General features: G+C 72.3%; 26 protein-coding genes and 1 tRNA gene. 14 read left to right on the forward strand and 13 right to left on the reverse strand.

What is annotated here, in order from left to right:
• Nucleotides 1-146: 146 nt before the first annotated feature.
• Nucleotides 147-920 (reverse strand): SDR family oxidoreductase, encoded by a 774-nt coding sequence (locus HTZ77_RS00730; protein ID WP_175587453.1) that lies wholly within the window; start codon nucleotides 918-920, stop codon nucleotides 147-149.
• A gap of 120 nt (nucleotides 921-1,040) precedes the next feature.
• On the opposite strand from HTZ77_RS00730, the gene HTZ77_RS00735 reads away from it, so the two are divergent.
• The 5 genes from HTZ77_RS00735 (at nucleotide 1,041) to HTZ77_RS00755 (ending at nucleotide 3,987) form a co-directional block, all read left to right on the forward strand.
• Nucleotides 1,041-1,928, forward strand: coding sequence for a LysR family transcriptional regulator (locus HTZ77_RS00735; RefSeq protein WP_175587454.1), 888 nt, complete (start codon nucleotides 1,041-1,043; stop codon nucleotides 1,926-1,928).
• 355 nt (nucleotides 1,929-2,283) lie between these two features.
• A complete protein-coding gene (locus HTZ77_RS00740; protein WP_175587455.1) occupies nucleotides 2,284-2,643 on the forward strand; it encodes a hypothetical protein in 360 nt (119 codons plus the stop codon).
• A 16-nt stretch (nucleotides 2,644-2,659) separates the two neighbouring features.
• Nucleotides 2,660-3,016, forward strand: a complete 357-nt coding sequence (locus tag HTZ77_RS00745) for a rhodanese-like domain-containing protein (RefSeq protein WP_175587456.1) — start codon at nucleotides 2,660-2,662, stop codon at nucleotides 3,014-3,016.
• Nucleotides 3,013-3,474 carry a MerR family transcriptional regulator gene (locus tag HTZ77_RS00750; RefSeq protein WP_328808351.1) on the forward strand — a complete coding sequence of 154 codons (462 nt, stop codon included), beginning with the start codon at nucleotides 3,013-3,015 and terminating at the stop codon, nucleotides 3,472-3,474. Before HTZ77_RS00745 ends, HTZ77_RS00750 begins: the two co-directional genes overlap by 4 nt.
• Before the next feature lie 180 nt (nucleotides 3,475-3,654).
• Nucleotides 3,655-3,987 carry a YnfA family protein gene (locus HTZ77_RS00755; RefSeq protein WP_175587457.1) on the forward strand — a complete coding sequence of 111 codons (333 nt, stop codon included), beginning with the start codon at nucleotides 3,655-3,657 and terminating at the stop codon, nucleotides 3,985-3,987.
• 210 nt (nucleotides 3,988-4,197) lie between these two features.
• Here HTZ77_RS00755 and HTZ77_RS00760 read toward each other — a convergent pair whose 3' ends face one another.
• Both HTZ77_RS00760 and HTZ77_RS00765 read right to left on the reverse strand, forming a co-directional pair.
• The gene (locus HTZ77_RS00760; protein WP_205301943.1) at nucleotides 4,198-5,058 is read right to left on the reverse strand and encodes an HAD hydrolase family protein; all 861 of its coding nucleotides are present in this window, start codon (nucleotides 5,056-5,058) and stop codon (nucleotides 4,198-4,200) included.
• Nucleotides 5,059-5,758: 700 nt separating this feature from the next.
• Complete coding sequence (locus tag HTZ77_RS00765; RefSeq protein ID WP_175587458.1) at nucleotides 5,759-6,268, reverse strand: hypothetical protein; 510 nt, start codon at nucleotides 6,266-6,268, stop codon at nucleotides 5,759-5,761.
• A 55-nt stretch (nucleotides 6,269-6,323) separates the two neighbouring features.
• Between HTZ77_RS00765 and HTZ77_RS00770 the strand changes: the two genes are divergently transcribed.
• From HTZ77_RS00770 to HTZ77_RS00780, 3 genes are read left to right on the forward strand one after another with little or no spacing between them, the layout of a single operon-like run.
• A complete protein-coding gene (locus tag HTZ77_RS00770) occupies nucleotides 6,324-7,253 on the forward strand; it encodes an alpha/beta hydrolase (protein ID WP_175587459.1) in 930 nt (309 codons plus the stop codon).
• Between the two features lie 33 nt (nucleotides 7,254-7,286).
• The gene (locus tag HTZ77_RS00775) at nucleotides 7,287-7,742 is read left to right on the forward strand and encodes a GbsR/MarR family transcriptional regulator (RefSeq protein WP_175587460.1); all 456 of its coding nucleotides are present in this window, start codon (nucleotides 7,287-7,289) and stop codon (nucleotides 7,740-7,742) included.
• Between the two features lie 9 nt (nucleotides 7,743-7,751).
• Entirely contained in the window at nucleotides 7,752-8,564 is an 813-nt protein-coding gene (locus HTZ77_RS00780) for a class I SAM-dependent methyltransferase (RefSeq protein ID WP_175587461.1), read from the forward strand.
• Between the two features lie 171 nt (nucleotides 8,565-8,735).
• Here the strand turns inward: HTZ77_RS00780 and HTZ77_RS00785 are convergent, their stop codons facing one another.
• On the reverse strand, nucleotides 8,736-9,374 hold the full coding sequence (locus HTZ77_RS00785; RefSeq protein WP_175587462.1) for a TetR/AcrR family transcriptional regulator: 639 nt from the start codon (nucleotides 9,372-9,374) through the stop codon (nucleotides 8,736-8,738).
• Between the two features lie 170 nt (nucleotides 9,375-9,544).
• On the opposite strand from HTZ77_RS00785, the gene HTZ77_RS00790 reads away from it, so the two are divergent.
• The gene (locus tag HTZ77_RS00790; RefSeq protein WP_175587463.1) at nucleotides 9,545-10,477 is read left to right on the forward strand and encodes an NAD-dependent epimerase/dehydratase family protein; all 933 of its coding nucleotides are present in this window, start codon (nucleotides 9,545-9,547) and stop codon (nucleotides 10,475-10,477) included.
• A gap of 504 nt (nucleotides 10,478-10,981) precedes the next feature.
• Nucleotides 10,982-11,746: an SDR family oxidoreductase gene (locus HTZ77_RS00795; RefSeq protein WP_205301944.1), complete on the forward strand. Its 765-nt coding sequence runs from the start codon at nucleotides 10,982-10,984 to the stop codon at nucleotides 11,744-11,746.
• A gap of 544 nt (nucleotides 11,747-12,290) precedes the next feature.
• Here HTZ77_RS00795 and HTZ77_RS00800 read toward each other — a convergent pair.
• A tRNA-Arg gene (locus HTZ77_RS00800) sits at nucleotides 12,291-12,362 on the reverse strand.
• A 116-nt stretch (nucleotides 12,363-12,478) separates the two neighbouring features.
• Here HTZ77_RS00800 and HTZ77_RS00805 point away from each other — a divergent pair.
• Nucleotides 12,479-12,865 (forward strand): response regulator transcription factor, encoded by a 387-nt coding sequence (locus HTZ77_RS00805; RefSeq protein ID WP_312888116.1) that lies wholly within the window; start codon nucleotides 12,479-12,481, stop codon nucleotides 12,863-12,865.
• A gap of 27 nt (nucleotides 12,866-12,892) precedes the next feature.
• Here HTZ77_RS00805 and HTZ77_RS47975 read toward each other — a convergent pair whose 3' ends face one another.
• Nucleotides 12,893-15,658: a helix-turn-helix transcriptional regulator gene (locus HTZ77_RS47975; protein WP_175587464.1), complete on the reverse strand. Its 2,766-nt coding sequence runs from the start codon at nucleotides 15,656-15,658 to the stop codon at nucleotides 12,893-12,895.
• A gap of 103 nt (nucleotides 15,659-15,761) precedes the next feature.
• Here HTZ77_RS47975 and HTZ77_RS00815 point away from each other — a divergent pair, with 103 nt between their 5' ends.
• Nucleotides 15,762-16,379, forward strand: coding sequence for a LysE family translocator (locus HTZ77_RS00815; protein ID WP_175587465.1), 618 nt, complete (start codon nucleotides 15,762-15,764; stop codon nucleotides 16,377-16,379).
• A 4-nt stretch (nucleotides 16,380-16,383) separates the two neighbouring features.
• On the forward strand, nucleotides 16,384-16,947 hold the full coding sequence (locus HTZ77_RS00820) for a TetR/AcrR family transcriptional regulator (RefSeq protein WP_175587466.1): 564 nt from the start codon (nucleotides 16,384-16,386) through the stop codon (nucleotides 16,945-16,947).
• A 95-nt stretch (nucleotides 16,948-17,042) separates the two neighbouring features.
• Here the strand turns inward: HTZ77_RS00820 and HTZ77_RS00825 are convergent, their stop codons facing one another.
• The 7 genes from HTZ77_RS00825 to HTZ77_RS00855 form a co-directional block, all read right to left on the reverse strand.
• Nucleotides 17,043-18,239 carry a hypothetical protein gene (locus HTZ77_RS00825; RefSeq protein WP_175587467.1) on the reverse strand — a complete coding sequence of 399 codons (1,197 nt, stop codon included), beginning with the start codon at nucleotides 18,237-18,239 and terminating at the stop codon, nucleotides 17,043-17,045.
• 31 nt (nucleotides 18,240-18,270) lie between these two features.
• Nucleotides 18,271-18,651 (reverse strand): RidA family protein, encoded by a 381-nt coding sequence (locus tag HTZ77_RS00830; RefSeq protein ID WP_175587468.1) that lies wholly within the window; start codon nucleotides 18,649-18,651, stop codon nucleotides 18,271-18,273.
• A 9-nt stretch (nucleotides 18,652-18,660) separates the two neighbouring features.
• A complete protein-coding gene (locus tag HTZ77_RS00835) occupies nucleotides 18,661-19,737 on the reverse strand; it encodes an alanine racemase (RefSeq protein WP_328808352.1) in 1,077 nt (358 codons plus the stop codon).
• 48 nt (nucleotides 19,738-19,785) lie between these two features.
• Nucleotides 19,786-21,327, reverse strand: coding sequence for an N-acyl-D-amino-acid deacylase family protein (locus HTZ77_RS00840; protein ID WP_175587470.1), 1,542 nt, complete (start codon nucleotides 21,325-21,327; stop codon nucleotides 19,786-19,788).
• Between the two features lie 151 nt (nucleotides 21,328-21,478).
• On the reverse strand, nucleotides 21,479-22,054 hold the full coding sequence (locus tag HTZ77_RS00845) for a DoxX family protein (RefSeq protein ID WP_175587471.1): 576 nt from the start codon (nucleotides 22,052-22,054) through the stop codon (nucleotides 21,479-21,481).
• A 172-nt stretch (nucleotides 22,055-22,226) separates the two neighbouring features.
• Nucleotides 22,227-25,445, reverse strand: a complete 3,219-nt coding sequence (locus tag HTZ77_RS00850) for a DUF4153 domain-containing protein (RefSeq protein WP_175587472.1) — start codon at nucleotides 25,443-25,445, stop codon at nucleotides 22,227-22,229.
• Nucleotides 25,442-26,125, reverse strand: coding sequence for a response regulator transcription factor (locus tag HTZ77_RS00855; protein WP_175587473.1), 684 nt, complete (start codon nucleotides 26,123-26,125; stop codon nucleotides 25,442-25,444). The genes HTZ77_RS00850 and HTZ77_RS00855 overlap by 4 nt, the downstream gene beginning before the upstream one ends.
• 164 nt (nucleotides 26,126-26,289) lie before the next feature.
• Here HTZ77_RS00855 and HTZ77_RS00860 point away from each other — a divergent pair, with 164 nt between their 5' ends.
• Nucleotides 26,290-26,967, forward strand: a complete 678-nt coding sequence (locus tag HTZ77_RS00860) for a serine/threonine-protein kinase (RefSeq protein WP_175587474.1) — start codon at nucleotides 26,290-26,292, stop codon at nucleotides 26,965-26,967.
• The last annotated feature ends 5 nt before the right edge of the window (nucleotides 26,968-26,972 follow it).

The raw sequence follows: 26,972 nt of genomic DNA on the forward strand, positions 1-26,972 counted from the left end.
TCTGAGAGGTTGGTTGACGGATATGACCCTCGGGGCGGGCGCCGACAGCCGCCTGACAGGACGCCGACGGTGCTCGGCGAGCCTGTCAGCGCAAGCCGGTCGCAGCCCGGATCCGCGCGGATGTCGTCGGCGCCGTGCGGTCGTGGTCAGACGCGCGGACCGAGGAAGCAGCCACCCGAGGCGTCGATGACCTGTCCGGTCACCCAACCGCCCGCCTCGGAGGCCAGGAAGGCGACCACCTCGGCGATGTCGGCGGGCTGACCGACCCGGGGGATGGCGTTGCCGCTGCCCACCATCTGCTGAACCTGCGGGTTGTCGATCATCCACGGGTTCATGTCGGTCACGGTCGGGCCGGGAGAGACGGTGTTGACGGTGATGCCGCGCGCGCCGACCACCTGCGCCAGGGAACGACCCAGCACCTCCACGCCGGCCTTGCTCATCGCGTACGGCTGGTCCGGCATCGCGATCCTGGTCGCACCGGTGGAGATGTTGACGATGCGGCCACCGTCGTTCAGCAAGGGAAGGGCCCGCTGGGTGATGAACAGCGGGGCCTTGGTGTTGACCGCGATCAGCCGGTCGAACGCCTCGGGGGTGATCGTCTCGATCGTCTCGCCGGTGTTGATCGCGGCGTTGTTGACCAGGATGTCCAGCCGGGCCTCGCCGGTGTGCGCGCGCAGCCCGGCCTCCAGCGCGGTGAACAAGGTGTCGATGTCGCCGGGGACGCCCAGCTCGGCCCGGACGGCGAAGGCCCGCCCGCCGTCTTTTTCGATCAGCTGCACGGTCTCGCGGGCCGCCTGTTCGTTGCCGCCGTAGTGCACGGCCACCAGCGCTCCGTCGGCCGCCAATCGCCGCGCGATGGCCCGTCCGATGCCACGCGAGGCACCGGTGACCAGGGCTGTCCTGTCCGGCAGGCTCGTCATTGTGTCACTCCAGAAATCGCAGAATCATCCGGTGACTAGGATCGACGCGCACAAACCTCAGAAACAACGACAAGCTACGCAAGGCCACATTAACCTCTGCGTTAACGTGGAAGGAGGATCGTGGAACTTCGCGACATCGAGATCTTCCTGACCTTGGCCGAAGAGCTGCATTTCGGGCGAACCGCCGAACGGCTGCGCGTGACCCCCGCCCGCATCACCCAGGCCATCAAGAAACAAGAACGCCAGATCGGCACTCTGTTGTTCGAGCGGACCAACCGCACGGTACGGCTGACCCCGCTTGGCCGGCAGCTCCGCGACGACCTCTGGCCCGTCTACCTCGGACTCCAGGACGGCATGCGCCGCGCCAAGCTTGCCGCCCAGGGCATCACCGCCGTGCTGCGCGTCGGCATGCTGCCCATCAACGTCCAGGACCTGCGCCCCTACTGGGACACCTTCCGCGCCCGCCACCCGCAGTGGAAGCTGCAGATTCAGCAAGCCTCCTTCGTCGATCCGTTCGCCGGGTTGCGCCGCGGCGACATCGACGCCCTGGTCTGCTGGCTGCCGGTCGAGGAATCCGACCTGGCAGTGGGCCCGGTTCTGCTGATCGAACCACGGGTGCTGGCCATGGCCGCCGACCACGAGCTCACTCGGCACGGCTCCGTTCGCCTGGACATGCTCGCCGACTTCCAGCACAGCGACGCTCCCTCGGTTCCGGACTATTGGGCCGAGGGCTTCATCCCCTCTCACACCCGTTCAGGTCGCCCGATCGAGCGCGGCCCTCGGGTGGGCAACACCGAGGAAATTCTCACGCTGACCAGCACCGGGGAAATCGTCAACCTCTTCCCCGCCCACATGACGCGCTACTGGAACCGGCCCGACATCACCTACCTGCCCGTGCGGGACATCGATGCCCTGTCGTATGCCCTGGTATGGCGTAGCGAGGCCGAGAACGACCTCATCCGAGCCCTCATCCGAGTCGCCGCCGACATCGGCCCCCTCGCCCCCTGAGCCGCGAATCCTGGGCAGGTCGCGTCGGTCGCACATAGGGACCCACCCGCCGCGCGGGTGCGCAACTCGGGCGCGTTGTCCGGTACATCGCCCCACCGCGACCGGCACCCGGCGTCCGGCCACGAACTGCTCCGATGCGACGAACCGCTCCCGGCCGCCCACCACTTCTCCGGCCTGCTGCTGTGGATCCCCGTGAACAAAGCCATGTTCCCCGTCAGCCCTGCCGCAGCAGGGGGGCGCGACCGCGCGTCACATGCCAGCGTCCTGGTAGAACAGCCCTCGATTCGGACCAGATCTCGACGTACGCCATCAGGGGCTTGCATTCGGTACCTAGGTACAGGTTTACCGTCGAGATGTGACCGAAGACATTGCCCTTGACCTGGGATGGGCTCCCACTGCGTGCACCCTGCCCACCGCCGAGCAGCCGCTTCGCGTGGCCGAGTTCGACGCCTTGTTCGCCGAGGCGGTCCAGGTCGTGCAGCGTCCGGAGGAGACGCGGCTGCGCCTGGAACTCGTCTTCAGCCCCGATAACGCCGCCCGGGTCGCCGAACTGACGGCCCGGGAGAACGGCTGCTGTTCCTTCTTCACCTTCACCCTCACCATCGCCGGCGGCAGCCTGGCGCTGGAGGTGGCGGTGCCGGCCGAGCACGTCGACGTGCTGGACGCACTGCAGGCCCGCGCGAACACCGCGACCGGCACCGTGGCCGCGCTCTGAGCCGAGGGAGACGATGATGACGGACCGCATCAGCCGCGAGAACCTACTCGCGCTCCTGGAGACCGGGACCGGGCAACTGGTGGAGGCCCTGCCGGCCGACGGCTTCGCCGTCGAGCACATCCGCGGCGCCCGCGACGTGCCCGGTCAGGTGTCCGCTGAACCGGCCGATCAGGTCGCCCCCGATCGGGCGGCCACGGTGGTGGTCTACTGCTCCGGCCCGTACCGCAACCGCTCCACGATCGCCGCTGCCGCGTTCGCCCGGCTCGGCCACGCCGACGTGCGCCTCCACGCCGGAGGCAAGCAGGACTGGGCCGACGCCGGGCTGACCTTCGACGCCGGCCGCGCGACCACCGGAGCGGGGCGGCCGGCGTGAGACAGGACATCGAGCTGCAGGGATCGGGCGGGCCCTACCTGCGCAGCGGGCAGGTGGCCGAGCAGGCCGGAGTCAACCCGCAGACCCTGCGCTACTACGAACGCCGCGGGCTGATCGCCGAACCGGCGCGCAGCCCCGGCGGGCATCGCACCTACCCACCCGAGACCGTCACCCTGCTGACCGTGATCAAAGCCGCACAGCGGCTCGGCTTCACCCTGGAGGAGGTGGCCGAGCTGATCGACACCGGCCGGCGCGGCCACTCCACTCCTGACCTGCGCGAGCGCGCCCAGGAAAAGATCGCCGAGGTCGACGCGCGGATCGCCGACCTGACCACCATCCGGCGCGCGCTGAGCGCGGTGGTCAGCGCCGGCTGTGACAGCCTGACCCACTGCACCTGCCCCGACTGCCCACTGCCCTTCGCCGACCTGGCCGCCGGCCGCACCCGTGAGGAGAGGTGACCGCTGTGAGCGCCCACCATGACCACCGCGCACTGCACCGCCGCGCCTCACGCGCACCTACCGCGGGCACCTGCGGGTGCGACGCAGGCGGCTGCGGATGCTGAGCACCCGCCACGCTGCCCCGGCCCCGGCGGCGGCCCGGCGAAGGGCCGGCTGCCGGGATGCGTTGTACTGCCTGCCATGACGATCGTCCGTTCCCTGGTGTTGTTCGCCCTGGCCGCGCTCGCCGAGATCGGCGGGGCGTGGCTGATCTGGCAAGGGGTGCGCGAACAGCGCGGCCTGGCCTGGATCGGCGCCGGCGTGATCGCGCTGGGCCTGTACGGGTTCGTCGCCACGCTGCAGCCGGATGCGAACTTCGGCCGCATCCTGGCCGCCTACGGCGGGGTGTTCGTGGCCGGATCGCTGGTCTGGGGCATGGTGGTCGACGGGTTCCGGCCCGACCGCTGGGACGTCATCGGCGCGCTGGTCTGCCTGGCCGGCGTCCTGGTGATCATGTACGCGCCGCGCGGCTGAGCCCGGCCCGCAGCGGGGCCGGGCAGTGCTGTGGCCGCCTGGTCCGTGGCGTCCGCGGCCGTCGCCCGAGGAATATCGCACCTGTAGCCGCGCAGCCGCGACGTTCCCGGAGCGGCGGGCTGAGGTGGGGTGCTGGACATTCAGGCCATTCCGCCGGCGGCTCCTTGTACGGCACACGTACGGCGGGTCTGTCGGCAGTCGCGCAGGAGCTTACTGGGGCGTGAGGCCTGGGTCTCCGGTCAGAGGCGTCGCTGCGGCCAGCCTGAAGATCTCGGCGGCGACAGCGTCCGGGTCAGGCGCGACGGTGATACGGGCGATGCCGTCCAGGCTGGGGTGAGCGCCGACACGGACCCCGTGCCGCGCGTTACGCAGCAGGTCGACGTCGTTGATGTCGTTGCCGAAGGCGTTGTACTCGTCGATGCCCAGCGAGGTCAGGGCCTCCCACTTGTTCGTGGTGCCCTGGGCGAAGTCGATGATCGCCTCGTCGAGGTGATGGTTGACGGTCATCCCCAGCACGCGGCCGGCCTCGGCGAGGGCTGCCATGTCGGTCGCGTCGACCACGAGGAACTTCACGACAGAGGGAAGGTCGGCGAGGTCGACCCGACGGGCGAGGCGGCCTTGGTCGACGCGGCTGAGGATCGGGTGGTCGGCCGGCCCGGTGTATGCGTAGTCCCAAGGGCCGTCGGCGAGGTAGCCCGCCTGGTACCGCTCGGCCTCGACCAGCAGCTTGTCGAGTTCGCCGGCACCGAACGCCGCCCGCGCCCGGAGCCGGCCGCCGACGGAGACGAGGCTGCCGTTCCCGCCGATCAGGGTGGCGGCGGGAAAAGCCCCGTTGAGGACGGGCAGGAGGTCGCGAACCGGCCTGGCGGACGCGAAGACCAACTGGTGACCGGAACGTTCACAGGCCTCGATGGCGGCGAGGATCCGGCTGTCGATCGCCCGTCCGTCGAAGCACAGCGTGCCGTCGACGTCGAAGACCGTGGTGCGGGCACTGGAGGCGGTCACGGTGAGATGGTACCGAGCCGACGCTCGAGCCCGGGGATCTGGTGTGGTCTCGATCAGCGAGCACAAGCTGTCGGGGCGCTCCGCTCCCGAACGTCAGCCGCCAGGTAGCGGAGTGAAAGGTCACGATTCCGGCTCGGTGGGCATTTGGCTGCGCGGGTCTCACCCGATCTTGGGTGTAGTCCGGTGAGGCAGCGGTCGAGGAGTTCGGGTACGTCTTGCGTGTTGAGGGTGTCGGTGCCGAGGACGCGCCGATCATGCCACCGCTCGGCAGCCGCCCCTCACCTTCCTGCTTCGCCAGCACCCATCGCCAAGCAGCTCGTTGTAGGGCTCGATTCCCATCCAGATCAGTCTCCGCAGACTGATCTTCTTCGCAATGGGCGCCATCCTTGTCCGCCTCAGCCTCATCCTCAGAGGACTTACGGCTTCCGGACCAAGCCCGATGAAGTGAGACGAAACACCAGGCAGACGTCCACGAGTGGTGGCCCGGACTCCCTCTGGCGGGACAGCGGCTGGGTCCCCTGTCCTGTGTGCCCCCTGTACGAACCAGACCACAGCTGCGCCGCCCGCCGGGCATCGGGTACTCGGGGCGACGCGGAGCCAGGACCAGGCGGTGCGGGGGTGTCCTGAATGCCGGTGAGCTCAGGTTCGGGCGCGCCCCCGCGTCTTTGACGCGCCGGCCCCTCCGCGGCCGGCCGCACACCTAGGTGCATATCAGCCGCGGCGGTGCGCCGATGGCGGCTTCGGCCGTGGATGAGCCGACTGACGCTCAGCGTTCGGCCATGGGTGCCGTCCGGTACGCGCGCCATAGCGTGATGTCGTAGCCGATGCCCAAGGCGGCACCGACAAGGAGGGGCGCCCCGAGCATCACCAGGGCTCCCGTGAACAGGGTGGTGGCCGCGAGAGGGCTGACGGACACCGCGACGCTCCGCGCCACGCTGGTCATGCTGGCCGCGGCTGTTCGGTGTGCCGGGGGGACGACGGCGGCGGTGAAGGCCTGCCTCGCCGGGACGTCGATCTTGGAGAGGGCCTGGCGGAGCAGGAGCAGGGTGACCGCGCTGCCGAGGGTCGGGGCGAACGGGATGGCGGCCAGCAGCAGGTCGGCGGCGAGATGGGGGAGCAGCATGGCCGCCAGCAGTCCGCGCCGGGACACCAGCATGGGGGCGGTGAGCTGCGCGAGGGCCAGGAGCAGGTTGGCGGCGAAGAACACCAGGCCGAGCTGTGCGCTGGTGGCCTCGTAGCGCTGGGCGAACCACCAGGAAAGCCTCAGGATTGACATTGCTAGCTATTTCAGTCATGTTTGAAATAACTAGCCAACAGGTAAGGAGCCAGCCATGGAACACGTGACCTTCAACAGCCTCGGCACCCGCTGCGCGGGCGATCTCTACCTGCCCGAGACCAGCGACCCGGTCCCCGGGCTGGTGCTCGGGCACAGCGGGGTGATGGTCAAGGAGGCGCTGGCGTTCTTCGCGCCGTACTTCGTGAAGGCCGGCTTCGCGGTGCTGGCCATCGACTACCGCACGGTCGGCTCCAGCGAAGGCGAGCCGCGCGGCCTGGACTACCCGGAGCGGCAGGTGGAGGACTTCCGCAGCGCTGTGTCCTACCTGCAGACCCGTCCCGAAGTGCGGCCGGAGCGGATCGGGGTGTGGGGGGTGAGCGTCGGCGGCTCGGTGGCGGCCCAGGCCGCCGTGCTCGATCGGCGCATCAAGTGCGTCGTCGTGCAGAGCCCCAGCGTGTGGAACGGATGGCGATACCTGGAACGCCTCCTGGGCCGTGCCGGTGTCCACGCGCTGCGCGACCGGCTGCAGCAGGACTGGCAGCGGCGCAACGAAGGCGGGCAGAGCGCTCGCGTGCCGCACCTGACGCTGGAGGGCGACAGCGTGAAGGACACCCCGGACATGTCGACCCGCCTGTTCCCCACCTACCGCAACGAGAAGACCCTCGACTCGGCCGAGCACCTGCTCACCTTCGCGCCGGAGAACCTCATCCACCGGCTCGCGCCGACGCCCCTGCTGATGATCGCCAACGGCGGCTGGGACCCGTACCACATGCTTGAGGAGGCGCAAAGCGCCTTCGCCAAGGCGGGCGAGCCCAAGCGGCTCGCGGTGCTGCCCTACGACGTGCTCGGCCTCTACACCGGCTCCGGCCTGGAGGAGGCGACGGCGCTCGCGATCGACTGGTTCGACCTCCACCTGCGCAGGACCCGGCTCGCGGACATCACCCCGACACCCACCTACGAGTCGGTGGCCGCCATGACACAGTGAACCGGCACACGATCGACAAGGGAGGATGCGACGATGAGCACTGAGGAACAGCAGGACCGGCTGCTGCGCTGGGTGGAGCGGGTGGCCGCCTTCTGCGTCGAGGAGTGGGGGCTGCCGCCCATCACCGGACGCATCCTCGGCTGGCTCATGATCTGCGATCCGGCCGAGCAGTCCGCCGGCCAGATCGCGGACGTCATCCAGGCCAGCCGGGCCTCGCTCACCTCCAACATGCGCTTCCTCACGGTCATCGGCCTGGTCAAGAAGATCAGAAGGCCCGGCGATCGCGTCTCCTACTACCGCATCGAAGACGATGCCTGGCAGAAGGTCATCCAGCGCAAGCTCGAAAGCCTGAGCGCGTTCGGCGAGATCGCCGACGAAGGGTTCGACATCGCGGGCGGCGAGGGGCATCGCACCGAGCGCATCAGAGCCGCCCACGACTCCCTGACGTGGCTGCAGAACCTCGCGGCCCGCCATCCGCTACACCGTTAAGGAATCCCCATGCACCGCTGGCGACCCGAACTCGGGCTGATCCAGGAAACGCTGCTGCTCACTCTCCACGCCAGGGCCCTGGACGCCGGGCAGCCCAGCCCGATCCTCGGCGACACGCTCTCCGCCGACCTGGCCGGCACCGTCGACTACGACTTCGGCAAGCTGAAGGTCAAGCCCAGCCTCGTCCTCACCACGGCACTGCGCGCCAAGAAGCTCGACGACGTCGTCCGCGCCTACATCGCCGCTCACCCCGGATGCGTGGTGCTCGACCTGGGCTGTGGCCTGGACACCAGGGTGTTCCGCTGTGATCCCCCGCCCGGCGTCGACTGGTACGACATCGACTTCCCGGAAGTGGTGCAGCTGCGCGCCGAACGTCTGCCCGGCCGTTCCCGCCTGGTCGGAGCCGACCTCACCAGTTCCGACTGGCTCACCGCCATCCCCGGCGACCGGCCGGCGATGATCGTCGCCGAGGGGCTGCTCCCCTTCATGCCCGGCGACTCCTTCCAGGCGATGACCCGCGCGCTGACCGGCCATTTCCCCTCGGGCGAGCTCGCGCTCAACGGCTACACCCGCTTCGCCGCCTGGGCCATGAAGTACCACCCGACCATCAAGGCGCTCGGCATCACAGCCGCCCAGGGCTTCGACGACCCACGCGAACCGGAGTCCTGGGACGCCGGCCTCGAACTGATCGAGGAGCAGATCCTCACCCGCGCACCGGAGACAGCCCGGTTCCCGCAACCCCTGCGCGCGCTGACCCGTCTCACCGCCCGCAGCACGGCCTTGTCCCGGCAAGGGGCACGTATTCTCCGCTACCGTTTCTGAGCCCGTGCGGGCGGCGGTGGCGACGGCCGGGACGAGCGGGGTTGAGGTCGAGCCGGTCACCGGGTCCGCTCGGGTGGCGTCAGATCGAGGGCCCGGCTACCGCCACCGCCCGTCACCGGGGCGGCCGGATTCGGCCAGGCCGGGTGCGCGCCGCGGTGACGGTGAGCCCGGTCACTGTCGACGATCGTGCTCCCTGATCGCCGTCTCCACCAGGGCGCGGGCGGCCCAGGTCATGGCGTCCTGCTCGGCCTGGGGGTCGAGTCCGCGGACGTCACGCAGGGCTATCTGCGCCTCCCAGCCGATCACCATGGTCAACGCGGAGATGAGGCGCTGGTAGGACTGCTCGCTGAGAATGTCGCGCAGTGGTTCGCAGGCTTTGTCCAGCCATTCGATGCGGCGCTGGCTGCGGCGTGGGCCGACCGGCTCCGGGGCGCCGTTCGGGGGCGGGTCGACGGTCAATCGGATCATGCGGCGTCCCAGGGGTAGCGATTGCGGCGAGTGCTCCAGCAGCGTCCGGATGAGGGCGTCGACTCGGCCTGCCGGGTCGTCGGCGAGCGCGGGATCGGACAGCGCCGCCTCGACGGGTGGCTCGTTGAGCGCGCCGGCGGTCGCGTCGATGAGCAGTTGGTCCAGGGCCGGGAAGTACATGTAGATCGTGCGCCGCGACACGTCGGCGGCGGCCGCGATCTCGTCGACGGATGGCGTCGCCCCGCCGGCGCTGAGGCGTACCGCCGCATCCACGATCGCCTTGCGGGTGCGGCGCCGCTGCGCCTCCCGGCCGCCGCTGCGCGCTGGTGAGTCAGTCGTCATCAGGCTGCTGCCCCTCCTCGGGTCCGCTGGTCACCGCCGCGTTGACGGCGTTTCCTACACAAGTATATCGTTGTGCATCAGTTGCACAGCAGTGCAATAAATGCACATGGCGGCATTCATTGCACTGCTGTGGCGATGAAGGCATGAACACACCGGAAACAGGAGCTGACATGAGAGTGCTGGTGGCAGGAGCGACCGGAGCGATGGGCAAGCAGCTGGTGCCTCGCCTGGCCGGCGCGGGGCACGAGGTCTTTGCCATGACGCGGAACGAGTCGAACCAGGCGAGGCTGTCCGAGCAGGGCGCGGTGCCGATCGTCGCCGACGCGCTCGATCGCGGCCAGGTCGAGGCGGCCGTGCGCGAGGCGAAGCCGGATGCGATCGTTCATCAGCTGACCGCCATCGGACACATCGACACCCGCCACTTCGATCGCAGTTTCGCCGCCACCGACCGGCTGCGGATCGAGGGCACCGACAATCTCCTCGCGGCAGGGCGCGCGGCAGGGGTGCGGCGCTTCGTGGCGGCGAGCAACGGGGCGTTCACCTATGCCCGGGCAGGCGGGCCGGTCAAGACCGAACAGGACCGACTGGACCCGTCGCCGATCAGGCAGATGGCCCCGATGATCGCCGCGATCGGGCATCTGGAGAAGGCCGTGCTGGGTGCCGACTGGACCGAGGGGATCGTGCTGCGCTACGGCGCGTTCTACGGGCCGGGCACCTCCATGGAGCCGGGTTCCCAACAGCTCGAGGCGATCCGCAAGGGCAAGTTTCCGATCGTCGGCGAGGGCGGCGGGGTGTGGTCGTTCATCCACATCGCCGACGCGGCCGAGGCGACGGTCGCGGCGATCGAGAAGGGCGCCCGCGGTGTCTACAACATCGTCGACGACGACCCCGCCACGGTCGCCGAGTGGCTGCCGGAGCTGGCCCGCAAGCTGGGCGCCAAGAAGCCGATGCGCGTGCCGCGGTTCGTCGGGCGGCTGGCCGCCGGGGAGGCCGGCGTCGTGCTGATGACCGAGCTCCGCGGCGCGTCGAACGCCAAGGCCAAGCGCGAGCTGGGCTGGCGCCCGGCGCACCCGTCCTGGCGTCAGGGCCTCCAGGTGTCATGACTCCAGCCCGATCCCGACAGCGTTTCGTCCTCGAGGCCTGATGCCGAGGGTCCGTCGCTCGGGCTCGATCACGACCACGACGCGCTCCAGTCCTCCGGAGAATCGACCGGCCGATGGAACACCTGCAACGTGCCGTGGGTCTCGGTCGCGGGAACGACCCCTGCCGGCTCCACGTCCTCGGCCGCGTCGGGCGTGGTCGGCAACGGCTCGGTCAGTCCTGGCCGACGCAGGACTCCTCGCGTCGGCCAGTGCACGCAGCGAGGCGACGACCGGCGGGCCATGATCCGGACCCCTGGGCCCGCCATCCCGCACCGCGCGCCCAGATCGACGTCCGCTCACCGCGGCCACATCTTCCGCTGGACGTCATCGATGTCAGCGGCGAGCATCCCACGAGCGATGGTCACCAGCGGGTTGCCGGCATCTCCTGTGCGTCAGAACGACGCGTGAGCGACCCGTACAGCACACATTTCCACGACACCGACCCTCGCGTAGAGGAGCTTGATCATGAACGAATCCACACCCCAGAAGGTGGCGATGATCACCGGGGCGAACAAGGGCATCGGCCGCGCGACCGCCGAGCAGTTCGCCACTCTCGGCATGACGGTCCTGGTCGGTGCCAGGGACATGCGGCGCGGGGAGGAGACCGCTGCGGCGCTGCGCGCGGCGGGCGGCGACGCCCACGCGGTCACCCTGGACGTCACCGACCCGGCCACCGTCCGGGAAGCCGCGAGGTGGATCGAGGAGCGCTTCGGCCACCTCGACGTGCTGGTCAACAACGCCGGCATCACCGGCTCCGGGCAGGTCTCACCGGAAGACGCCTATGACCAGGTCCCGAGCGCGATCGACCTGGACCTGGTGCGGGGGGTGTTCGAGACCAACGTCTTCGGAGTGATCGTGGTGATCAACGCCATGCTGCCGCTGCTGCGGCGGTCACCGGCGCCACGCATCGTCAACGTCAGCAGTCACGCCGGATCGCTGACCCTCACCAGCGACCCGAACGGCCCCTTCGCAGCACTGCTGCCCTCGGCCGCGTACACGCCGTCCAAGACCGCCCTGAACGCGCTGACCGTGCAGTACGCCAACGAGCTGCGCAAGGACGGAATCCTCGTCAACGCCGCCGCTCCCGGCTACGTCGACACCGACAGCAACAACCACACCGGCCACCTCACCCCCGCGCAGGGCGCCGCGGTCGTGGTGCGCCTGGCGACGCTGGGCGTGGACGGCCCGACCGCCGGGTTCCTCAGCGAGGACGGCCCGCTGCCCTGGTAGCGGGCCGAGGGCGTGAACGGGCCCCGGTAGTGATGGCGCAGGATCCCACGCATATGCCGCTACTTGCGTCGCGAGTCGATGAGCAACTGTGCGATGAAGAGGACCACCGAAAGAGCGAACCCGCCGAGGAGACCGGCCCATCGACACGAGCAGGGCCGTCATGGGCTGCTCGCAGGTCAGCCAGCGAAGCCCTGGACCATCGGGTGGCGGGGCCGCGGCTTCCAGTCGATCCACCGGCCCCGGCGGCCCCAGGTCGACCAGGCAGCCGGCACCACTGACGCCGACTACCGACCCGGGGCTATGAGGCGAACCGCTGTCGAAGTCCTGGAGGGCGTCGGCGAAATGGTTTCAGGCATGGTGTCGCCGCCGGGCGGTACAGGGTCATCAGGCAGGGCGCTGTCGTGGAGGACGCCGACGAACTCCGCAAGCCGCTGCCTTGAGCGGCGGTGAGCCGCTGCGTCCGGTCGAAGCTGCCGAGCCCGTGCAGCCCGGTCCGTAACGCAGAAGAGCGGGGCCCTGACGGCCCCGCTCCCCCTGTTCTCTGTGCCCCCTGTAGGATTCGAACCTACGCACCCGGCTCCGGAGGCCGGTGCTCTATCCCCTGAGCTAAGGGGGCCGAACGTGTGACAAGGCTACCAGTATTCAGGCACCACTCCGCACCACGATAAACCTCCGATCACACATCGCTGGAAAACCGCACGTGACGGCGCCACTACGAGTAGCTTTGCCGCCGTGGGTGAGGTTCTTGGGAGAGTGCTGGTCGTCGACGATGACGAGGTCATCCGTCAGCTCATCGCGGTCAACTTGAGCCTGGAGGGGTTCGAGGTGTCGACCGCCACCGATGGGCAGGACTGCCTGGAGCGGGTGCACGACGTCATGCCCGACGTGATCACGCTGGACGTGATGATGCCGTATCTCGACGGGTGGGTGACGGCGGAGCGGTTGCGGGCGGACGAGGCGACCAGTCACATCAAGGTGGTGCTCATCACCGCGCGGGCGCAGGACGACGACAAGCGGCGTGGCATGAACATCGGGGTGGACGCCTACCTCACCAAGCCGTTCGACCCCGCCGAGCTGATCCAGGTGGTGCGCGACCTGGCAGCCCTGGCCCGGAGCTGAGCCGAACAGGCCGAGCAGCTGGGCCGGTCAGTCGAGCAGGCCGTGGGCGCGGGCCGTGGCGGCGGCCTGGGTGCGGGTCGAGACGTCGAGCTTGCCCAGGATGTTGGAGACGTGGACGCTCACCGTCTTCTGGGCGATGAACAGCCGCTCGGCGATCTCCCTGTTCGTGAGGCCCTCGGCGACGAGGGCGAGCACTTCCAGCTCGCGGGCCGTCAGCCCGCCGTTGGATGACTCCGGGGCCGCCGCACGGGCCCCGGTGACGGCGGTGAAGCGGGCTCTCTTGCCGAAGTCGGCCAGCGCCTGTTCGAGGGGGGCGGCGCGGAGCGTGGTGGCGGCCTCCTGGGCCAGCGCCCACTCCGTCTGCGCGGTGTCCCGGTCTCCGGCGGCGAGCAGCGCCTCGGCCAGGCGCCAGCGGGCGCGGGCCGTCTCGTACACGAAGCCGTAGTCGAACGCCTCGACCACCTGCCGCCACAGCTCCGGGTCGAGCCGGCCGTGCACGCGATGCCACTCGGCCTCGACGCGCAGCGCCCACGCGCGCCCCTCCAGGCCCATGGGGCCGCGCTGACCGACCGGGCCGGTGGTGACCGCGAAGCGCGCCTGCTCGACCATCTCGTCGGCGTCCTCGACGACGCCGAGGTCGCCGAGCGCCCACAGGCCGATGGCGGCGATGCGCAGGACGGCGGGGTCGCCGGGCTGCAGCATGTCGAGGAGGGCGCGTACGTGGGCGAGGGCGAGCTCGGGGTCGCCCTGCCAGAGCGCGTGCTCGGCGGCGAGCCCGCGCGCGATGTACGCGACGAGCCCGTCGGACCAGAACGGCCGCAGCCACCCGAGCCTGCTCTCCACGGCCGGCAGCCCGCGCGCCACCTCCAGGAACAGCGCGAACGACGACAGAGTCGCCTCCGGCGCGGTGCCCACCCGGGAGCCGAAGGAGGCGGCCACGGTCTCGGCCTGGTCCCACTCCCCCGCGACGTAGTGGATGAGGAAGCGCAGGAACCGCATGTCGGTGCCGTAGGTGCTCCAGGTGAGGCCCGTCTCGGACGCCACCCGGATGCCCTCGTCGGCGGCCGTGGCCGCGAAGGCGAGGTAGCCGGTCTCATAGTGGATGCGGGCGTGGTGGAAGCGGGCGCGCAGGTCCATGGCGAGGTCGCCGGTGCCCTCGGAGGAGGCGACGGAGACCAGGTCGTGGGCCTTGTCGGTGTCGCCGTGGAGCTCGGCGTGCAGGGCGAGCGTGAGCAGCGCGCTGACCTCGGCGTCGCGCGCCCCCGCAGCGCGGGCGACCTCCTGGGCGCGCAGCGCGAGCTCCTGGCTCTCGGCGTGGCGGGAGCTCCAGGTCAGCGTGCGGGCGTGGGTGGCCAGGGCGCGGGCCAGGCACGCGTCGTCGGTGGCCATGGCGACGGCCTGCTCGGCGGCGGCGATGGCGCCGTCCTGGTCGTCCATCTCGAACAAGTAGTAGGCCAGCCGCTCGCAGACCCCGGAGGTGGGCGGCAGGGCGCGGAGCTGGGTGACGGCCCGGTGGTTGTCGCCGCTGTCGGCGGCCATGAGGGCGCTGCGGAAGGCCAGCGAGACCCGGCTCTCGCCGGTCAGCGCCTCGGCGTCGGGCACCCGCTCCCAGAGGGACAGGGCCTGGTCGTAGTGCTGGTGCGCCTCGGCCGGCGCGCCGACCCGCTCGGCCAGCCGGCCGGCCTCGGCGGAGGCGGCCAGGGCTCCGGCCAGGTCGTGGCCGGCCAGGTGGTGGTGGGCCAGCTCGGCGGGCGAGGTGAGCAGCCGCGCGAACGCGGCGTGCAGCCGGGTGCGCTCGCCCGGCAGCAGGTCGGTGTAGACGGCCTCCTGGAGGAGGGCGTGGCGGAAGGCGTAGCCGTAGCCGTCGACGCGGAGCAGCCCGCGCGAGACGATCTCGCGCACGGCCTCCTCGAAGTCGGCGAGCGGCAGCCCGGAGACCTCGCGCAGCAGCTCGTCCTCGACCCGCCGCCCGGCCACGGCGGCGGCGCGCAGCACGCTCTGCCCCGGCTCGGACAGCACCTCGACCCGCGACATCAGCAGGCTGGCCAGGCCGTCGGGCAGGCTGTCGCCCTCGGACATGGCGGCGAAGAGCTCCTCGGCGTAGAACGGGTTGCCGTCGGCGCGGGTGACGATCACGCCGAGCTCCTGCGCGTCGACCTCGCCCATGGTGGCGACGTAGTCGGACATCGCGCCCGTGTCGAGCGGCCCCAGCTCGACCCCCGTCACCGTCGGCAGCCGCTTCAGCTCGGCCAGCACGGACCGCAGCGGGTGGCGCCGGTGGAGGTCGTCGGTGCGGTAGGTGCCGACCACGCAGACCTGCTCGGTCTGCACCATGCGGCTGAGGAACACCAGCAGGTCGCGGGTGGAGCGGTCGGCCCAGTGCAGGTCCTCGATGACGAACAGGACGGGCTGGATGCCCGCCAGCAGCCCCAGCAGCGACCCGAACAGCCGCTGCTGCGTCAGGCCGGCCGACGGGGCGCTCTCGACGCCGGGCAGCAACTGGCCGAGCAGGGGGTGGCCCGCGGCGGCCTCGCGCACCGCGGGCTCGGCGCCGCGCAGGGCGTCGGCGAGCGGGAGGTACGGCAGGGCGTCGCCGAGCTCGGCGCACTGCCCGGACAGCACGTGGAAGCCGCGCTCGCGCGCCTCGGCCACCAGCTCGGTCACCAGGCGCGTCTTGCCGATGCCCGCGTCACCGCCGACCAGCGCGACACCGGCGGTGCCGGTCGCGGCGGACTGCAGCACGCCGACGAGCCGCGCCAGCTCGGCGCCGCGACCCACCAGGAGACCCTTCACGTTGAGCAACTATGCCACGACCCGCCGACAATCCATTGGCCCATTCCTACCGCCCGCCATTGGCCTTCATAGCGGTAAAGACCCATCTCTACGCTGATATTTCGTGATCAGTTGGTCGACATATGTGTTCTTCGCCGGCGCCTGCCTGGCTCTCGTGGTCATCCCGGGCCCCAATCATCTCTACATCGCCGCCCGCGGCCTCGCGCAGGGCAGGGGCGCCGCCCTGGCCAGCGCGTTCGGCGTGGAGACGGGCACGCTCGTGCACATCGCCGCCGCGGCGGCCGGCCTGTCGTACCTGATCACCAGGTCGGCGGCCCTGTTCGGCATCGTCAAGTGGGCCGGCGTCGCCTACCTCCTCTACCTGGGCGTCCGCGCGCTCACCTCGAAGGAGGAGGCGGCCGGCCGGGCGCTGCGGCCGCAGCCGCTGCCCAAGGTGTTCCTCGAAGGGGTGGTGGTCAACGTGCTCAACCCCAAGGTCACACTGTTCTTCCTGGCGCTGCTGCCGCAGTTCGTGGACCAGCGCGCGGGCTCGCCGGCCCTGCAGATCGTGGTGCTCGGGGTGACGCTGCTCGTGTTCGGCCTGCTGTCGGACATCGTGTACGCGCTCACGGCCGGCGCGCTCGGCACCCGGCTGGCCCGCCGGGCCCGCACCCTGCGGTACGTCAGCGGCGTGGTCTACCTGGGGATGGGCGTGGTCACGGCGTTCACCGGGAGAAAATGACGGCATGGCGCCCAGGAAGCAGCAGGAGATCTTCGACGCGACGCTGCGGCTGGTCGCCGAGCGGGGCTACGACGGGCTGACGGTCGAGGGCGTGGCCGAGCGGTCCGGCGTGAACAAGACGACGATCTACCGCTGGTGGCCGTCGAAGGCGGCGCTCCTCGGGGCGGCGCTGGTGGAGGCGGACGTGCTGGGGTTCGAGCCGCCCGACACGGGCAGCCTGCGCGGCGACCTGGTGGCCCTGGTCGAGGCCATGGCCGGGCTGCTGACGCGGCCTCCGGCACGCGACATCGCGCTCGCCGCGCTGGGCGCCGCCGTACGGCATCCGGAGCTGGACGGGCGGCGCTTCTTCGCCGACCGGTTCGCGCGGGAGCGGCCGGTGTTCGAGCGGGCGGTACGGCGGGGCGAGCTCGGCGGGACGGCCGACCCGATGCTGATCGTGGACCTGCTGGCCGGGGCGGTGTGGGTGCGGGCGGTGTTCCGGGGGCAGCCGGTGACCGGCGGGTTCGCGGAGGAGGCGGTGTCGGCGGTCCTGGACGGCCTCGCGACCGCCCCGCGCAAGGCGGGATGACTCGCCCCGCGCAAGGCGGAATGACTCGCCCCGCGCAAGGCGGAATGACTCGCCCCGCGCAGAGCGGGCTACTCGCCCCGCGGAGAGCGGGATGACTACTGCGCCTCCGCCAGGGCGGCCGGGATGCGGTCGAGGACCGGGTGGGGCGCCAGCCCGTACGCGTAGAAGTCGACCGCCGCCGCCCCCGCCGCCTTGGCCCCGCGGGCCTTGGCCACCAGCCGGTCGGCCGAGTCGCTGTCGGGGTGGCCGGGCCGCAGCACCGCCCGCACCTCGCGGTCCTTGCCGACCGAGCGCAGGTAGGCGCCCACGTCGTCGGCCACCCGGGCCGCGTCGCGGGCGTAGGCGAGCACCCCGAAGGCCGGCACGAGGTCGCCGAGCGCGACCAGGTCGACGCCGAGCTGCCAGGCGTCGTGCGCGGCGAGGCCCGGGGTGGGCAGCCCGTCGGTGTACCCCTTGACCGCGCCGGTGGAGTCGATGAAGACGAGCCGCGCCCCCTCGGCGGCGACGGCCGAGGCGACCTCGGACACCAGCGTCGTCACGGTCTCGGACCGGGCCCGGGCGTAGGCCACGACCTCGGGGCCGGCGTAGGCGGTGAGCGCGGCCCTGGTGACCTCGCCCTGCGCGGGCGGCTCGCCGTCGAGGACGCGCCCCACGATGCCGGCGCACTCCTCGCGCGCCGCCTCGGCGTTGACGCCGAGGTCGGTGGCGCGGCGCATGCAGTAGTCGCAGAAGCAGAGCCCGAACAGGTACGTGTCCATCGGCCCGAGCGGCACGAACGAGCGTTCGGCCTGCTGCGGGTTGAAGTGCAGCGCCTCGGCCACCACGCTCTCCACGCCGAGCCGGGCGACGGAGCGGGCCAGCGCGACGGCGTAGTCGCGCACGTCGGGATGCGCCGGGCACAGGTCCGTGGGCGAGCCGCGGTCGCCGAAGCAGTCGCGCACGGTCACGTCCGGGTGGCGGACGCCGAGTGTCGCGTTGCGCAGGAACACCGTCCAGCCGTGCAGCTTCAGGCCGCGCCGCGCGCACGCCTCCGCCAGCCCGTCCAGGGCGCCGGCGTGGCCGGCGGGCGGCTTGAGCCGCAGCCCGGCGAACAGCTCGGGCGGCGGCGTGAAGTGGGCGGCGTCGTGGCGGACGGTCAGCCGGGACAGCCCGTGCGGGGTGACGTCGCGGCAGGCGTGGTGCACCGCGCCGACGGTGACGCCGGTGACGCCGTAGCCGCCGATCCTGTCGAGCACCCGCTCGACGCCTTCACCACGCAGATCCTCGACGAAGACGAACACCGAACTGTCCACGAGCCGACCTTACAGTTTCCGGCAGTTCCGCCTAGGCGCTCTTGTGCGCGACGAAGTCGATCTCCACGAGGATGTTCATCAGGTCGGAGCCGACGGTGGTCCGCACGGGGTACGGCTGGGTGAAGTAGGACTTGTAGACCTCGTTGAAGGCGGCGAAGTCGCGCTTGAGGTGCTGCAGGTGCACCGTCGCCTTGATCACGTCGTCGAACCCGAGCCCGTGGGCGGCCAGGATCGCGCCGAGGTTGCGCATCGTCTGGTGGGTCTGGGCCGCCACGTCGTCGCCGACGATCTCGCCGGTGTCCGGGTGCAGCGGGCCCGCGCCGGAGGTGTAGACGAAGTCACCGACGACCAGGCCCTGGGAGTAGGCGCCGACGGGCGCGGCACCCTCGGTGCTGCGCAGCTCCTTCTTCATGCGTGCTCCTCAGAAGAGAGTGGTGATCTCGCCGACGATACGGTAGTCGCGGTCGACGACCGGCAGCGCCCGCCACTTGTCGAACGCGGTGCACGGGTGCGAGATGCCGAACGCGAGCAGATCGCCGGGACGCAGCCCCTCGGCCTGGACCATGGTGTGCTGGTCCTGCATCCGCATCACCGTGACGCCGCCGCGCTTCGGTACGGGCAGGCCCTCGTCGTACGGGGCGTCGCGCTTGCCCATGCCCACGACGGCCAGGCCGGGCTCGGGGGTGGACAGCACGTGCGCCCACACCTCCAGCGCGGGCCGCAGCTCGCCCTCCACGCGGTTGAACGGCGTGCGCTCGCGGTAGTAGCCGTCGTCGTGGGTGACGTACGCGCCGCTGCGCAGCACCACGGTGGCCTTGGTGGCGGCGAGCTCGCGGCCGATCACGTCGAACCACTGGCTGCCGCCGACCGTCAGGATCGGCTGCCGGAGGCGCAGGTGCTCGCCGGCGTCCTGGAGGCGCCGCAGGTAGGCGCGGACCTCGTCGGCGCCGGACAGCCCGCCCTCGTAGCCGGCGATGCCGGCCAGTTCCACCCCCGGGCTCTCCTGGACGTACCGGACGACCTCCAGCAGCTCCTCCAGCGACCGGCAGCCGGCCCGCCCGCCGTGGTGGCCCAGCTCCACCAGCACCCGGAACGGCCGGGGACCGGCGTGCTTGGCCAGGATGTCCACGCCGGCGGCGGAGTCGGCGAAGCTCAGCAGGTCGAAGCCGGGGTCGCGGGCCAGCTCGGCGGCGGCCCAGGTCAGGCCAGCCGGGTCGACGAACTGGTTGGCCACGACGATCCGCGCGGCGCCGAACGAGCGCGCCGCCATGGCCTGCCGCGTCGTCGCCACGGTCAGCCCCCAGGCGCCCGCCTCCCGTTGCAGGGCGGCGATCTCGGGCGACATGTGGGTCTTGGCGTGCGGGGCGAGCTCCAGACCGTGGTCGCGGGCGAACGCGGCCATGGTGGCGATGTTGTGCTCCAGCGCCTCGCGGTGCACGACCATCATGGGGAACGGCAGGCCGCCGTCGAAGATCGAACGGCCGATGGCTTCCCGCACGACGTCTCCTCCTTCTTCCCGGTTCCTCATGCTCGTGTGGGGTGGGTGTCAGCGCGAGCGCAGCGCCCGGCCGGGGGTGGCCCCGGTCGGCTCGCCGCCCGCCAGGACCGGCACGCCGGACACCAGCACGTCGTCCACCCCTGTCGCGAGCGTACGGGGCGAGTCGTAGGTGGCGCGGTCGGCCACCGTGGCCGGGTCGAACACCACCACGTCCGCCGCGAACCCCGCCCGCAGCAGCCCCCGGTCGGCCAGCCCGAAGCGGCGCGCCGGATGCGCGGCCAGGTGGACGACGGCCTGCTCCCACGTCCAGTCGCGGAGCTCGCGCACGTGCGTGCCGAGGAAGCGGGCGAACGCCCCGAACCCGCGCGGGTGCGGATGGCCGCCCACGTGGATGCCGTCGGAGCCGCCGGTCTGCGCGGGGTGGCGCAGCATCCGCCGGACCGACTCCTCGCCCTCGGGGCCCTCGTCCGGCCGGGCCAGCACGCAGCCGGCCTCCAGCCGGGTCTCGACCAGCAGCCTGCGGCAGAACTCGGCCGGCTCCACGCCCTCCCGCTCGGCGGCCTCGACCATGCTGAGCCCTTCGGCCCATTCCAGGCCGGGCGCGTGCGAGACGGTCAGCCGCGGCCAGGTCTGCGCGAGCCCCGGCCACCAGGCGTCGAGCTCTCCGGAGGAGAGCGTCTCCAGGGCCCGGCCGGGCTCGGCGGCGGGCACGTCGGGGGGCAGCACCACCATGGCGAGGATCGTGCTGCCGCGCAGGTAGGGGTAGGTGTCGAAGGTCAGGTCGACGTCCGCGCCCAGCGCCTCCTCCACGAGCGGCAGCAGGACGTCGGCGGGCCCGTGCAGGTGGGAGACGTGGACGGCCGCGCCGGAGCGCTGGGCGATCTCCCTCACCTCGGACATCCCGACCCCGGCCCCGGCGCCGTAGGCGCGCATGTGAGTGACGTACGGCAGGCCGCCGAGCGGCGCGCACAGGGCGGCCAGTTCCTCGGCGGCGGCGTAGCGGCCGGGCAGGTATTCGAGGCCGGTGGACAGGCCGACGGCGCCCTCCGACAGGCCGCGCTCGACGCGGTCGAGCATCGCGGCCAGCTCCTCCCGCGACGGGGCCTGCGGCGAGGGGCCCATGACGTCGTAGCGGATGGTGCCGTGGGGCAGCAGGTACGCGGAGTTGAGCGCGGTGGCCCGGTCGTAGGCGCCGAGCAGCCTGTCGACGCTCAGCGGCCCGTCCCCCAGGACGGCGGGGAGGGGGCCGTTGACGGCGGCGAAGTAGCGGGTGGCGTAGGCGACGGTCGCGGCGGAGCCGGGGGCGTAGGAGAGGCCGTCCTGGCCGAGCACGAACGTGGTCACGCCCTGCCGCAGCGCCGCGAGCTGCACGGCCGGGTCGAGGACGGTGGCGTCGCCGTGGACGTGGCAGTCGACGAAGCCGGGCGAGACGAGCCGGCCGGTCGCGTCGATCACAGTGGCGGCGTCCGCGCCGTCCAGCCGTCCCAGGGCCGCGACCTTGTCGCCGGTGACGGCCACGTCGGCCCGGTACGGCGGGGCGCCGGTGCCGTCGAGCACCCGGCCGCCCGTGATGATCACATCGAATGCCACCCAAGGATTAAACCCGATCTCCCGTCCCCCCTGCTCGACCGACTTCCCGCCGGACCTGGTGGCGCACTTCTGGGGAAGGCGTGGGGGGATCCGGGAGGGCGGCGGGTCCGACTTCCCGCCGGACCTCTGCGGATGGGACCGGGCTGGGTGGTCAGAAGTGGACGTTGGTCATCGTGTACCACGTCGGAGCGAAGACCAGCAGGGCCAGCGCGCCGAGGACCGCGCACGACCTGAGCACGCCCGAGGTGGTGATGGTCGCGGGCGCGACGGGCCTGAGCCTCCACCGGCCGACCGCGACGACCGCCGAGACGCCTCCCAGCAGGACAGTCGCGGGCACCAGCTCGTATTCGCCGCGCACCACGTGGAAGCCGGCCGCGAGGATCATCGTCAGCGTCAGGCCGGCGGCGGCGAGCGGCGTCAGCCTCGGCTTGACGCCCGTCATCGCCGGCAGGACCAGGCCGACGCCGCCGAGGACCTCGACGACCCCGATGAAGACGATCAGGGGCTGCGGCACCGCGGCGTACCAGGCCACGGCCCGGGGCGCCGCCGCGTACAGAGCCCCGTCGTACAGCAGCACCTTGCCGAAGCCGCTGCCGGCGAAGAAGAAGCCGAACAGCACCTGGAGCGCCCAGAGGACGCCGTTGAGCGTGATCCGCATTCCGCGTCGCCCGGGCCGCCGCTCGATGTCCTCGACGCCGACCGGGTTCTCGCTGACGTGCTGGTTCATGTCCCGTCACTGCCTTTCTCATCGGGGTGGCCGTGCGGGACTCATACGACCACCGCGGCGAGGTCGCGCGCATCGTCCGTGGGACAGGGTGGGACACGCGAGAGACCGTCCACCTGCGGGAACAGGAATGTGTGCCGTGGCCGCGGGCTGGGACAGCTCTGCGGAGCGGGCGTCAGTCGAGCGTGCGGGACGCGGCCCGGGGACAGGAGGCGCCGGGACGGATCGGGTGCTCGGCGAGGACGGCGCGGGCCTGGGCGCGGGCGAGGTTCCAGCCGTTCCACGGGTCCGCGTCGCCGAGGTCGTTGGCCGCCACCACGTCCGCCAGCACGCAACTGCGCTGCGGCTCGGGCAGCCGGTCGAGCGCCGGCACCGCCTCGGCCCCCAGGTCGCCCAGGTAGTCGGAGTCCATCTTGGCGACCCCGCGCACCGCCACCTGCGTCTGCGCCACGCGCAGGTCCGGGTTGACGACGGCGAAGCCGACCAGGGCCACCCCGGTGACCAGCACGACCGTACGCGGCAGCCAGGCGGCGCCGCGCCCCGCCAGCCGTACCGCCCCGGCCAGCAGCACCAGCGCGAACACCGCGGCCAGCCACCACAACGTCGCCTGCACCGACAGCCGCAGCCGCGACAGCCCGTACGCGTCCGTGTAGAGGGAGAGCCGGTGCAGCGCGGAGGCGAGCACCACGAGGGTCAGCGCGCACAGCACCCCGAGCTGGCCGGCCAGCAGCCAGCGCTCGCGCCGCCCCACGCGCAGCACCCCGGCGGCCACCGCGACGATCCCGAGCACGAACACGCTCACCACGACGAGCTGGAAGAACCCCTCCCTGGCGTACTCCGCGTACGTGAGCCCGGCCGTCCGCAGCACCCAGGCGTTCCCGCCGAACAGCGCGGTGATCTGGACGGCGACGAACGCGGCGAACAGCAGGTTCACGGCCGTCAGCGGCAGCAGCCACACGCTGCGGCTCACGGTCAGCTTGACCTCGGGCCCGGCCGGGTCGTTGACGGGACGCAGCGCCACCAGCACCACGGCCGCCAGCAGCACGGCCACGACCGCGAACACGAAGACGCGCAGCGGAAGCGTCTCGGCCCATTCCGGGGTGGCGGTCAGGCGTCGCACGTACGAGGCGAACACGCGGTCGGCCGAGGCGAACAGCACCCCGAACACCGCCACCAGCACGGCCGTGATGCCGAGCCCGGCCAGCACCGGCAGGATCCGCCGCCGGGCGGTGAGCCGCTTCAGCGGCTCGGCCAGGAACCACGGCACGGGAGGCAGCGCCAGCAGCACCGACAGCACGCCCCTGATCGCGCCGATCCAGCCGAGCCCCGCCCCGGACACGGCGAGCGCCGCCAGCGCGGCGCCCGCCACGAGCAGCACGCCGACCAGCCAGTCGGCGTCGCGCAGGACCGCCATGGAGATCAGGACATACGCGACGAGGGCGTACGCGCACGTCCACGGCGTCAGGCGCCGCAGCACCGCGGGCAGGGCCGCCGCCCCGAGCACCAGCGCCACCAGCACCACGCCGAGGCCGGCCTGCGCGCCGGGCAGGGCGACCGCGCCGAACACGCCCGTCCCCGCGGCGGCGGGCAGCAGCCAGCGCGGCGTCCCCGGCAGCTCCGGGCGGGGGAAGAGGGGCGGGGGCACGTAGACGGGGGGCGGCACCTGGCCGCCCTCCTGGCCGCCTCCCTGGCCGGGCCCGGCGGGCCCGAAGGGCCGGGCGGGCGCGCGGCGCGGGGACGCGCCCTTGATCGCGCCCAGCGCCCCGGCCAGCAGCGTGCACAGCACCAGCGCGATCAGCCCGAATCCGTCCCCCAGGGCGAAGCTGACGAACACCGCCGCGACGACGCCGACCGCGAACCCGGCGACCAGGCCGAGGCCGGTGCCCACGATCAGCCGGAGCAACACGTCCCCCGGCCCGGGGACGGGCGGGGCCGCGTACGCGGCGGCGATGGCGGGCCTCGCGACGGAACCGGGCCCGGACGCGCCGGGGCCGGACGCGCCGGGCCCGGATACGCCCGAGTACGGGGCGTCGTGTCCGGACACGCCCGAATACGGGGCGCCGTGTCCGGACACGCCCGAGTACGGTGCGGCGGGCCCGGGCGCGGCCGCGTACGCGGGCGCGGGCACGGGCGCCTCTCCCGAAGGCCGCCCGGCGTGGACGGGCTCCGGCGCGCCGGTCCCGGCCCCCGCGGGCGGCACCGGCAGCGCCCCCTCTGACGCCGGACCCGGCTTCCCCTCCGGCACCGGCTCGACGGCCGTCTCCTCCGCCGGACCCGGGAGCGCGGCGGCCGGGCGCACACCGTCCCCCAGGGCCGGGCCCGTGGCCTCCGGCGCGATCGCGTCTCCCGAGGCCGGGCGCTCCTCCCGGTCCGGCGGCGGTGCGGCGCCCCGTCTGTCCCCCATGGCTGTCCTCCCTGGCAGGTCGATGATCATGCGGCAACCCGTGCCGTCCCCGATGCGGATGCCGCCCCCGTGCAGCTCGACGATCTCCTTGACGATGGCCAGCCCCAGCCCCGCGCCGCCGGCGTCGGCGGCGCGCGCCGCGTCCAGGCGCGAGAACCGCTCGAACACCCGCGAGCGGGCCGACGCCGGGATGCCCGGCCCCTGGTCGGCGACCGTGAGCCGCGCCCCGTCCCCCTCGGCGGCCCCCGCGACGGTCACCACGCCGCCGGGCGGGCTGTGCCGTACGGCGTTGTCGAGCAGGTTGGCCAGCACCTGGGCCAGCAGGTCGGGGTCGGCGCGCACCACGAGCCCACCGGGGGCCCGCGCGACGATCCGGACGTCCTCGCGGGCCAGCTCCGCCTCGCGCACGGCCTGTTCCAGCAGCGGCGCGAGCTCGACCGGCTCGGCCTCGATGAGGCGGACGCCGGAGTCCAGCCGCGACAGGTCGAGGAGCTGGGCCACGAGCCGCCCGAGCCGCTCGGTCTGCGCCAGCGCGGTGCTCATGGTGCCCGGGTCGGCCGCCGAGACGCCGTCCACGACGTTCTCCAGGACGGCGCGCAGGGCGGTGATGGGCGTGCGCAGCTCGTGGCTGACGTTGGCGACCAGCTCGCGGCGCTGCCGGTCCACCTCGCCGAGGTCGGCGGCCATGGCGTTGAAGGCCCTGGCCAGCTCGCCCACCTCGTCGCGGGAGGTCGCGCGCACGCGCAGGTCGTAGCGGCCCTTGGCGACGGTCTGGGCGGCGCGGGCCATCTCGCGCAGCGGCCTGGTCATGCCCATGGCCAGCACCTGCACCATGATGAGCGCGAGCGCCACGGCCACGGCGATGCGCAGCTCGCGCGACAGGCCGGAGTTGATGCCGACCTCGTTCACCACGAACGCGGTGCCGACGGCCAGCACGATCACGATGCCGAGCTTGACCTTGATCCGGCCGAGGGAGTCGAGCGGCCTCATCGGCGCACCAGCGCGTACCCGACGCCGTGGACGGTGCGCACCACGTCGGAGCCGAGCTTGCGGCGCAGCGCCCGCACGTGGCTGTCCACGGTCCGGGTGGCGGCGGCCTCGGAGAAGCCCCATACGTCCGACAGCAGCCGGTCGCGCTCGAAGACCTGCCCCGGCCGCTCGGCCAGCCGGCGCAACAGGTCGAACTCGGTCCTGGTGAGCTGCGCCTCGGTGCCGCGCACGAAGACCCGGCGCGCCGCCGTGTCGATCTCGACCTCGCCGACGCGGATGACCGTGTCCTCGGCCGCGAGCTGTCCGGCGCGCTCGACCCGGCGCAGCAGCGCGTGGATCCGGGCCACCAGCTCGCGCATGCTGAACGGCTTGGTGAGGTAGTCGTCGGCCCCCACGCCCAGCCCGACCAGCACGTCGGTCTCCTCGCCGAGCGCGGTCAGCATGAGCACCGGCACGGGGCGGGCCGCCTGCATCCGGCGGCACACCTCCAGCCCGTCGAGCCCCGGCAGCAGCCGGTCGAGGATCACCAGCTCGGGCTCGGCCCGGCCGTACTCGACCAGGGCCGCCTCGCCGTCCCCCGCCACGCGCACCTCGAAGCCCTCTGCCGCCAGGCGGTCGCGGACCGCCCGCGCGATCGTCTCGTCGTCCTCGACCAGGAGGACCCGTCGCCGCTCTGCCACGGACGAAAGCCTAGAAGTGCCCGGTGCAGACGGCACTCACCGAATCGTGCACATCCAGTGCAGACCGAACGGCCGTCGCACGGTGGTCATGCCCGGCTCACCGGGATGATGGCCGGGGCCGCCGCCGGGGAGCTATCGTCCACCTGGATGGGGGAGATCAGGGCATGGGAGAGACCACGAAGCTCGCGGGGCGCTACCGGCTGCTGAACCCCCTCGGAGGGGGCGCCGTCCGGCTGGCCTTCGACGAGCCGGCGCACCGCGACGTCGTCGTCCGGGAGCTGCGCCCGCCGGCGGAGCTGCTGGAGCGGGCCGCCGGTGACGCGCGCCGTCTCGCCGACCTGCGGCACGGCTCGCTGGTGCCGGTCGCCGACGTGGTGGCCGAGGACGGCGTCGTCTGGGTGGTCATGGAGTTCGTGTCGGGGGCGTCGCTGGAGCGCACCGTGGGGTTACGCGGTCCCCTGCCCGCGCCCCAGGCCGCCAGGGCCGGGGTGTGCGTGCTGGAGGCGCTGTCGGCGGCGCACGCGCTGGGGATCGTGCACGGCCGGGTCGATCCGGGCAACGTGCTGCTCACGCCGACGGGCCGGGCGCTGCTGACGGGGTTCGGGCTGCCGCAGCCGGAGCTGCGGCCCTCGGCCGACCTGTGGTCGCTGGCGGCCACGCTGCACTTCGCCGTCGAGGGCAGGCCGCCGGGCGCGTCCCCGGCTCCGGGCGCCGAGCCGCTGCGGTCGCTGATCCGCGCGATGCTCGACCCGGCCGGGCCGCCGCCGGTCGAGCTGGTGTCCGGGACGCTGCGGCGCCTGGCCCTGGACCGGTCCGCCGGGCCGGACGCGCCCGGCTTTTGAGATAC

It is taken from the genome of Nonomuraea montanisoli, from assembly GCF_013363975.1.
In the GTDB taxonomy this organism is placed as follows: Bacteria; Actinomycetota; Actinomycetes; order Streptosporangiales; family Streptosporangiaceae; genus Nonomuraea; species Nonomuraea montanisoli.

Coding starts and splice junctions, on each gene's coding strand:
- HTZ77_RS00770 (WP_175587459.1), top strand. CDS start 6,324: ATGGAACACGTGACCTTCAACAGCCTCGGCACCCGCTGCGCGGGCGAT.
- HTZ77_RS00765 (WP_175587458.1), bottom strand. CDS start 6,268: ATGTCAATCCTGAGGCTTTCCTGGTGGTTCGCCCAGCGCTACGAGGCC.
- HTZ77_RS00850 (WP_175587472.1), bottom strand. CDS start 25,445: ATGAGGCCGCTCGACTCCCTCGGCCGGATCAAGGTCAAGCTCGGCATC.
- HTZ77_RS00820 (WP_175587466.1), top strand. CDS start 16,384: ATGGCGCCCAGGAAGCAGCAGGAGATCTTCGACGCGACGCTGCGGCTG.
- HTZ77_RS00730 (WP_175587453.1), bottom strand. CDS start 920: ATGACGAGCCTGCCGGACAGGACAGCCCTGGTCACCGGTGCCTCGCGT.
- HTZ77_RS00845 (WP_175587471.1), bottom strand. CDS start 22,054: ATGAACCAGCACGTCAGCGAGAACCCGGTCGGCGTCGAGGACATCGAG.
- HTZ77_RS00780 (WP_175587461.1), top strand. CDS start 7,752: ATGCACCGCTGGCGACCCGAACTCGGGCTGATCCAGGAAACGCTGCTG.
- HTZ77_RS00790 (WP_175587463.1), top strand. CDS start 9,545: ATGAGAGTGCTGGTGGCAGGAGCGACCGGAGCGATGGGCAAGCAGCTG.
- HTZ77_RS00755 (WP_175587457.1), top strand. CDS start 3,655: ATGACGATCGTCCGTTCCCTGGTGTTGTTCGCCCTGGCCGCGCTCGCC.
- HTZ77_RS00745 (WP_175587456.1), top strand. CDS start 2,660: ATGACGGACCGCATCAGCCGCGAGAACCTACTCGCGCTCCTGGAGACC.
- HTZ77_RS00795 (WP_205301944.1), top strand. CDS start 10,982: ATGAACGAATCCACACCCCAGAAGGTGGCGATGATCACCGGGGCGAAC.
- HTZ77_RS00830 (WP_175587468.1), bottom strand. CDS start 18,651: ATGAAGAAGGAGCTGCGCAGCACCGAGGGTGCCGCGCCCGTCGGCGCC.
- HTZ77_RS00860 (WP_175587474.1), top strand. CDS start 26,290: ATGGGAGAGACCACGAAGCTCGCGGGGCGCTACCGGCTGCTGAACCCC.
- HTZ77_RS00785 (WP_175587462.1), bottom strand. CDS start 9,374: ATGACGACTGACTCACCAGCGCGCAGCGGCGGCCGGGAGGCGCAGCGG.
- HTZ77_RS00775 (WP_175587460.1), top strand. CDS start 7,287: ATGAGCACTGAGGAACAGCAGGACCGGCTGCTGCGCTGGGTGGAGCGG.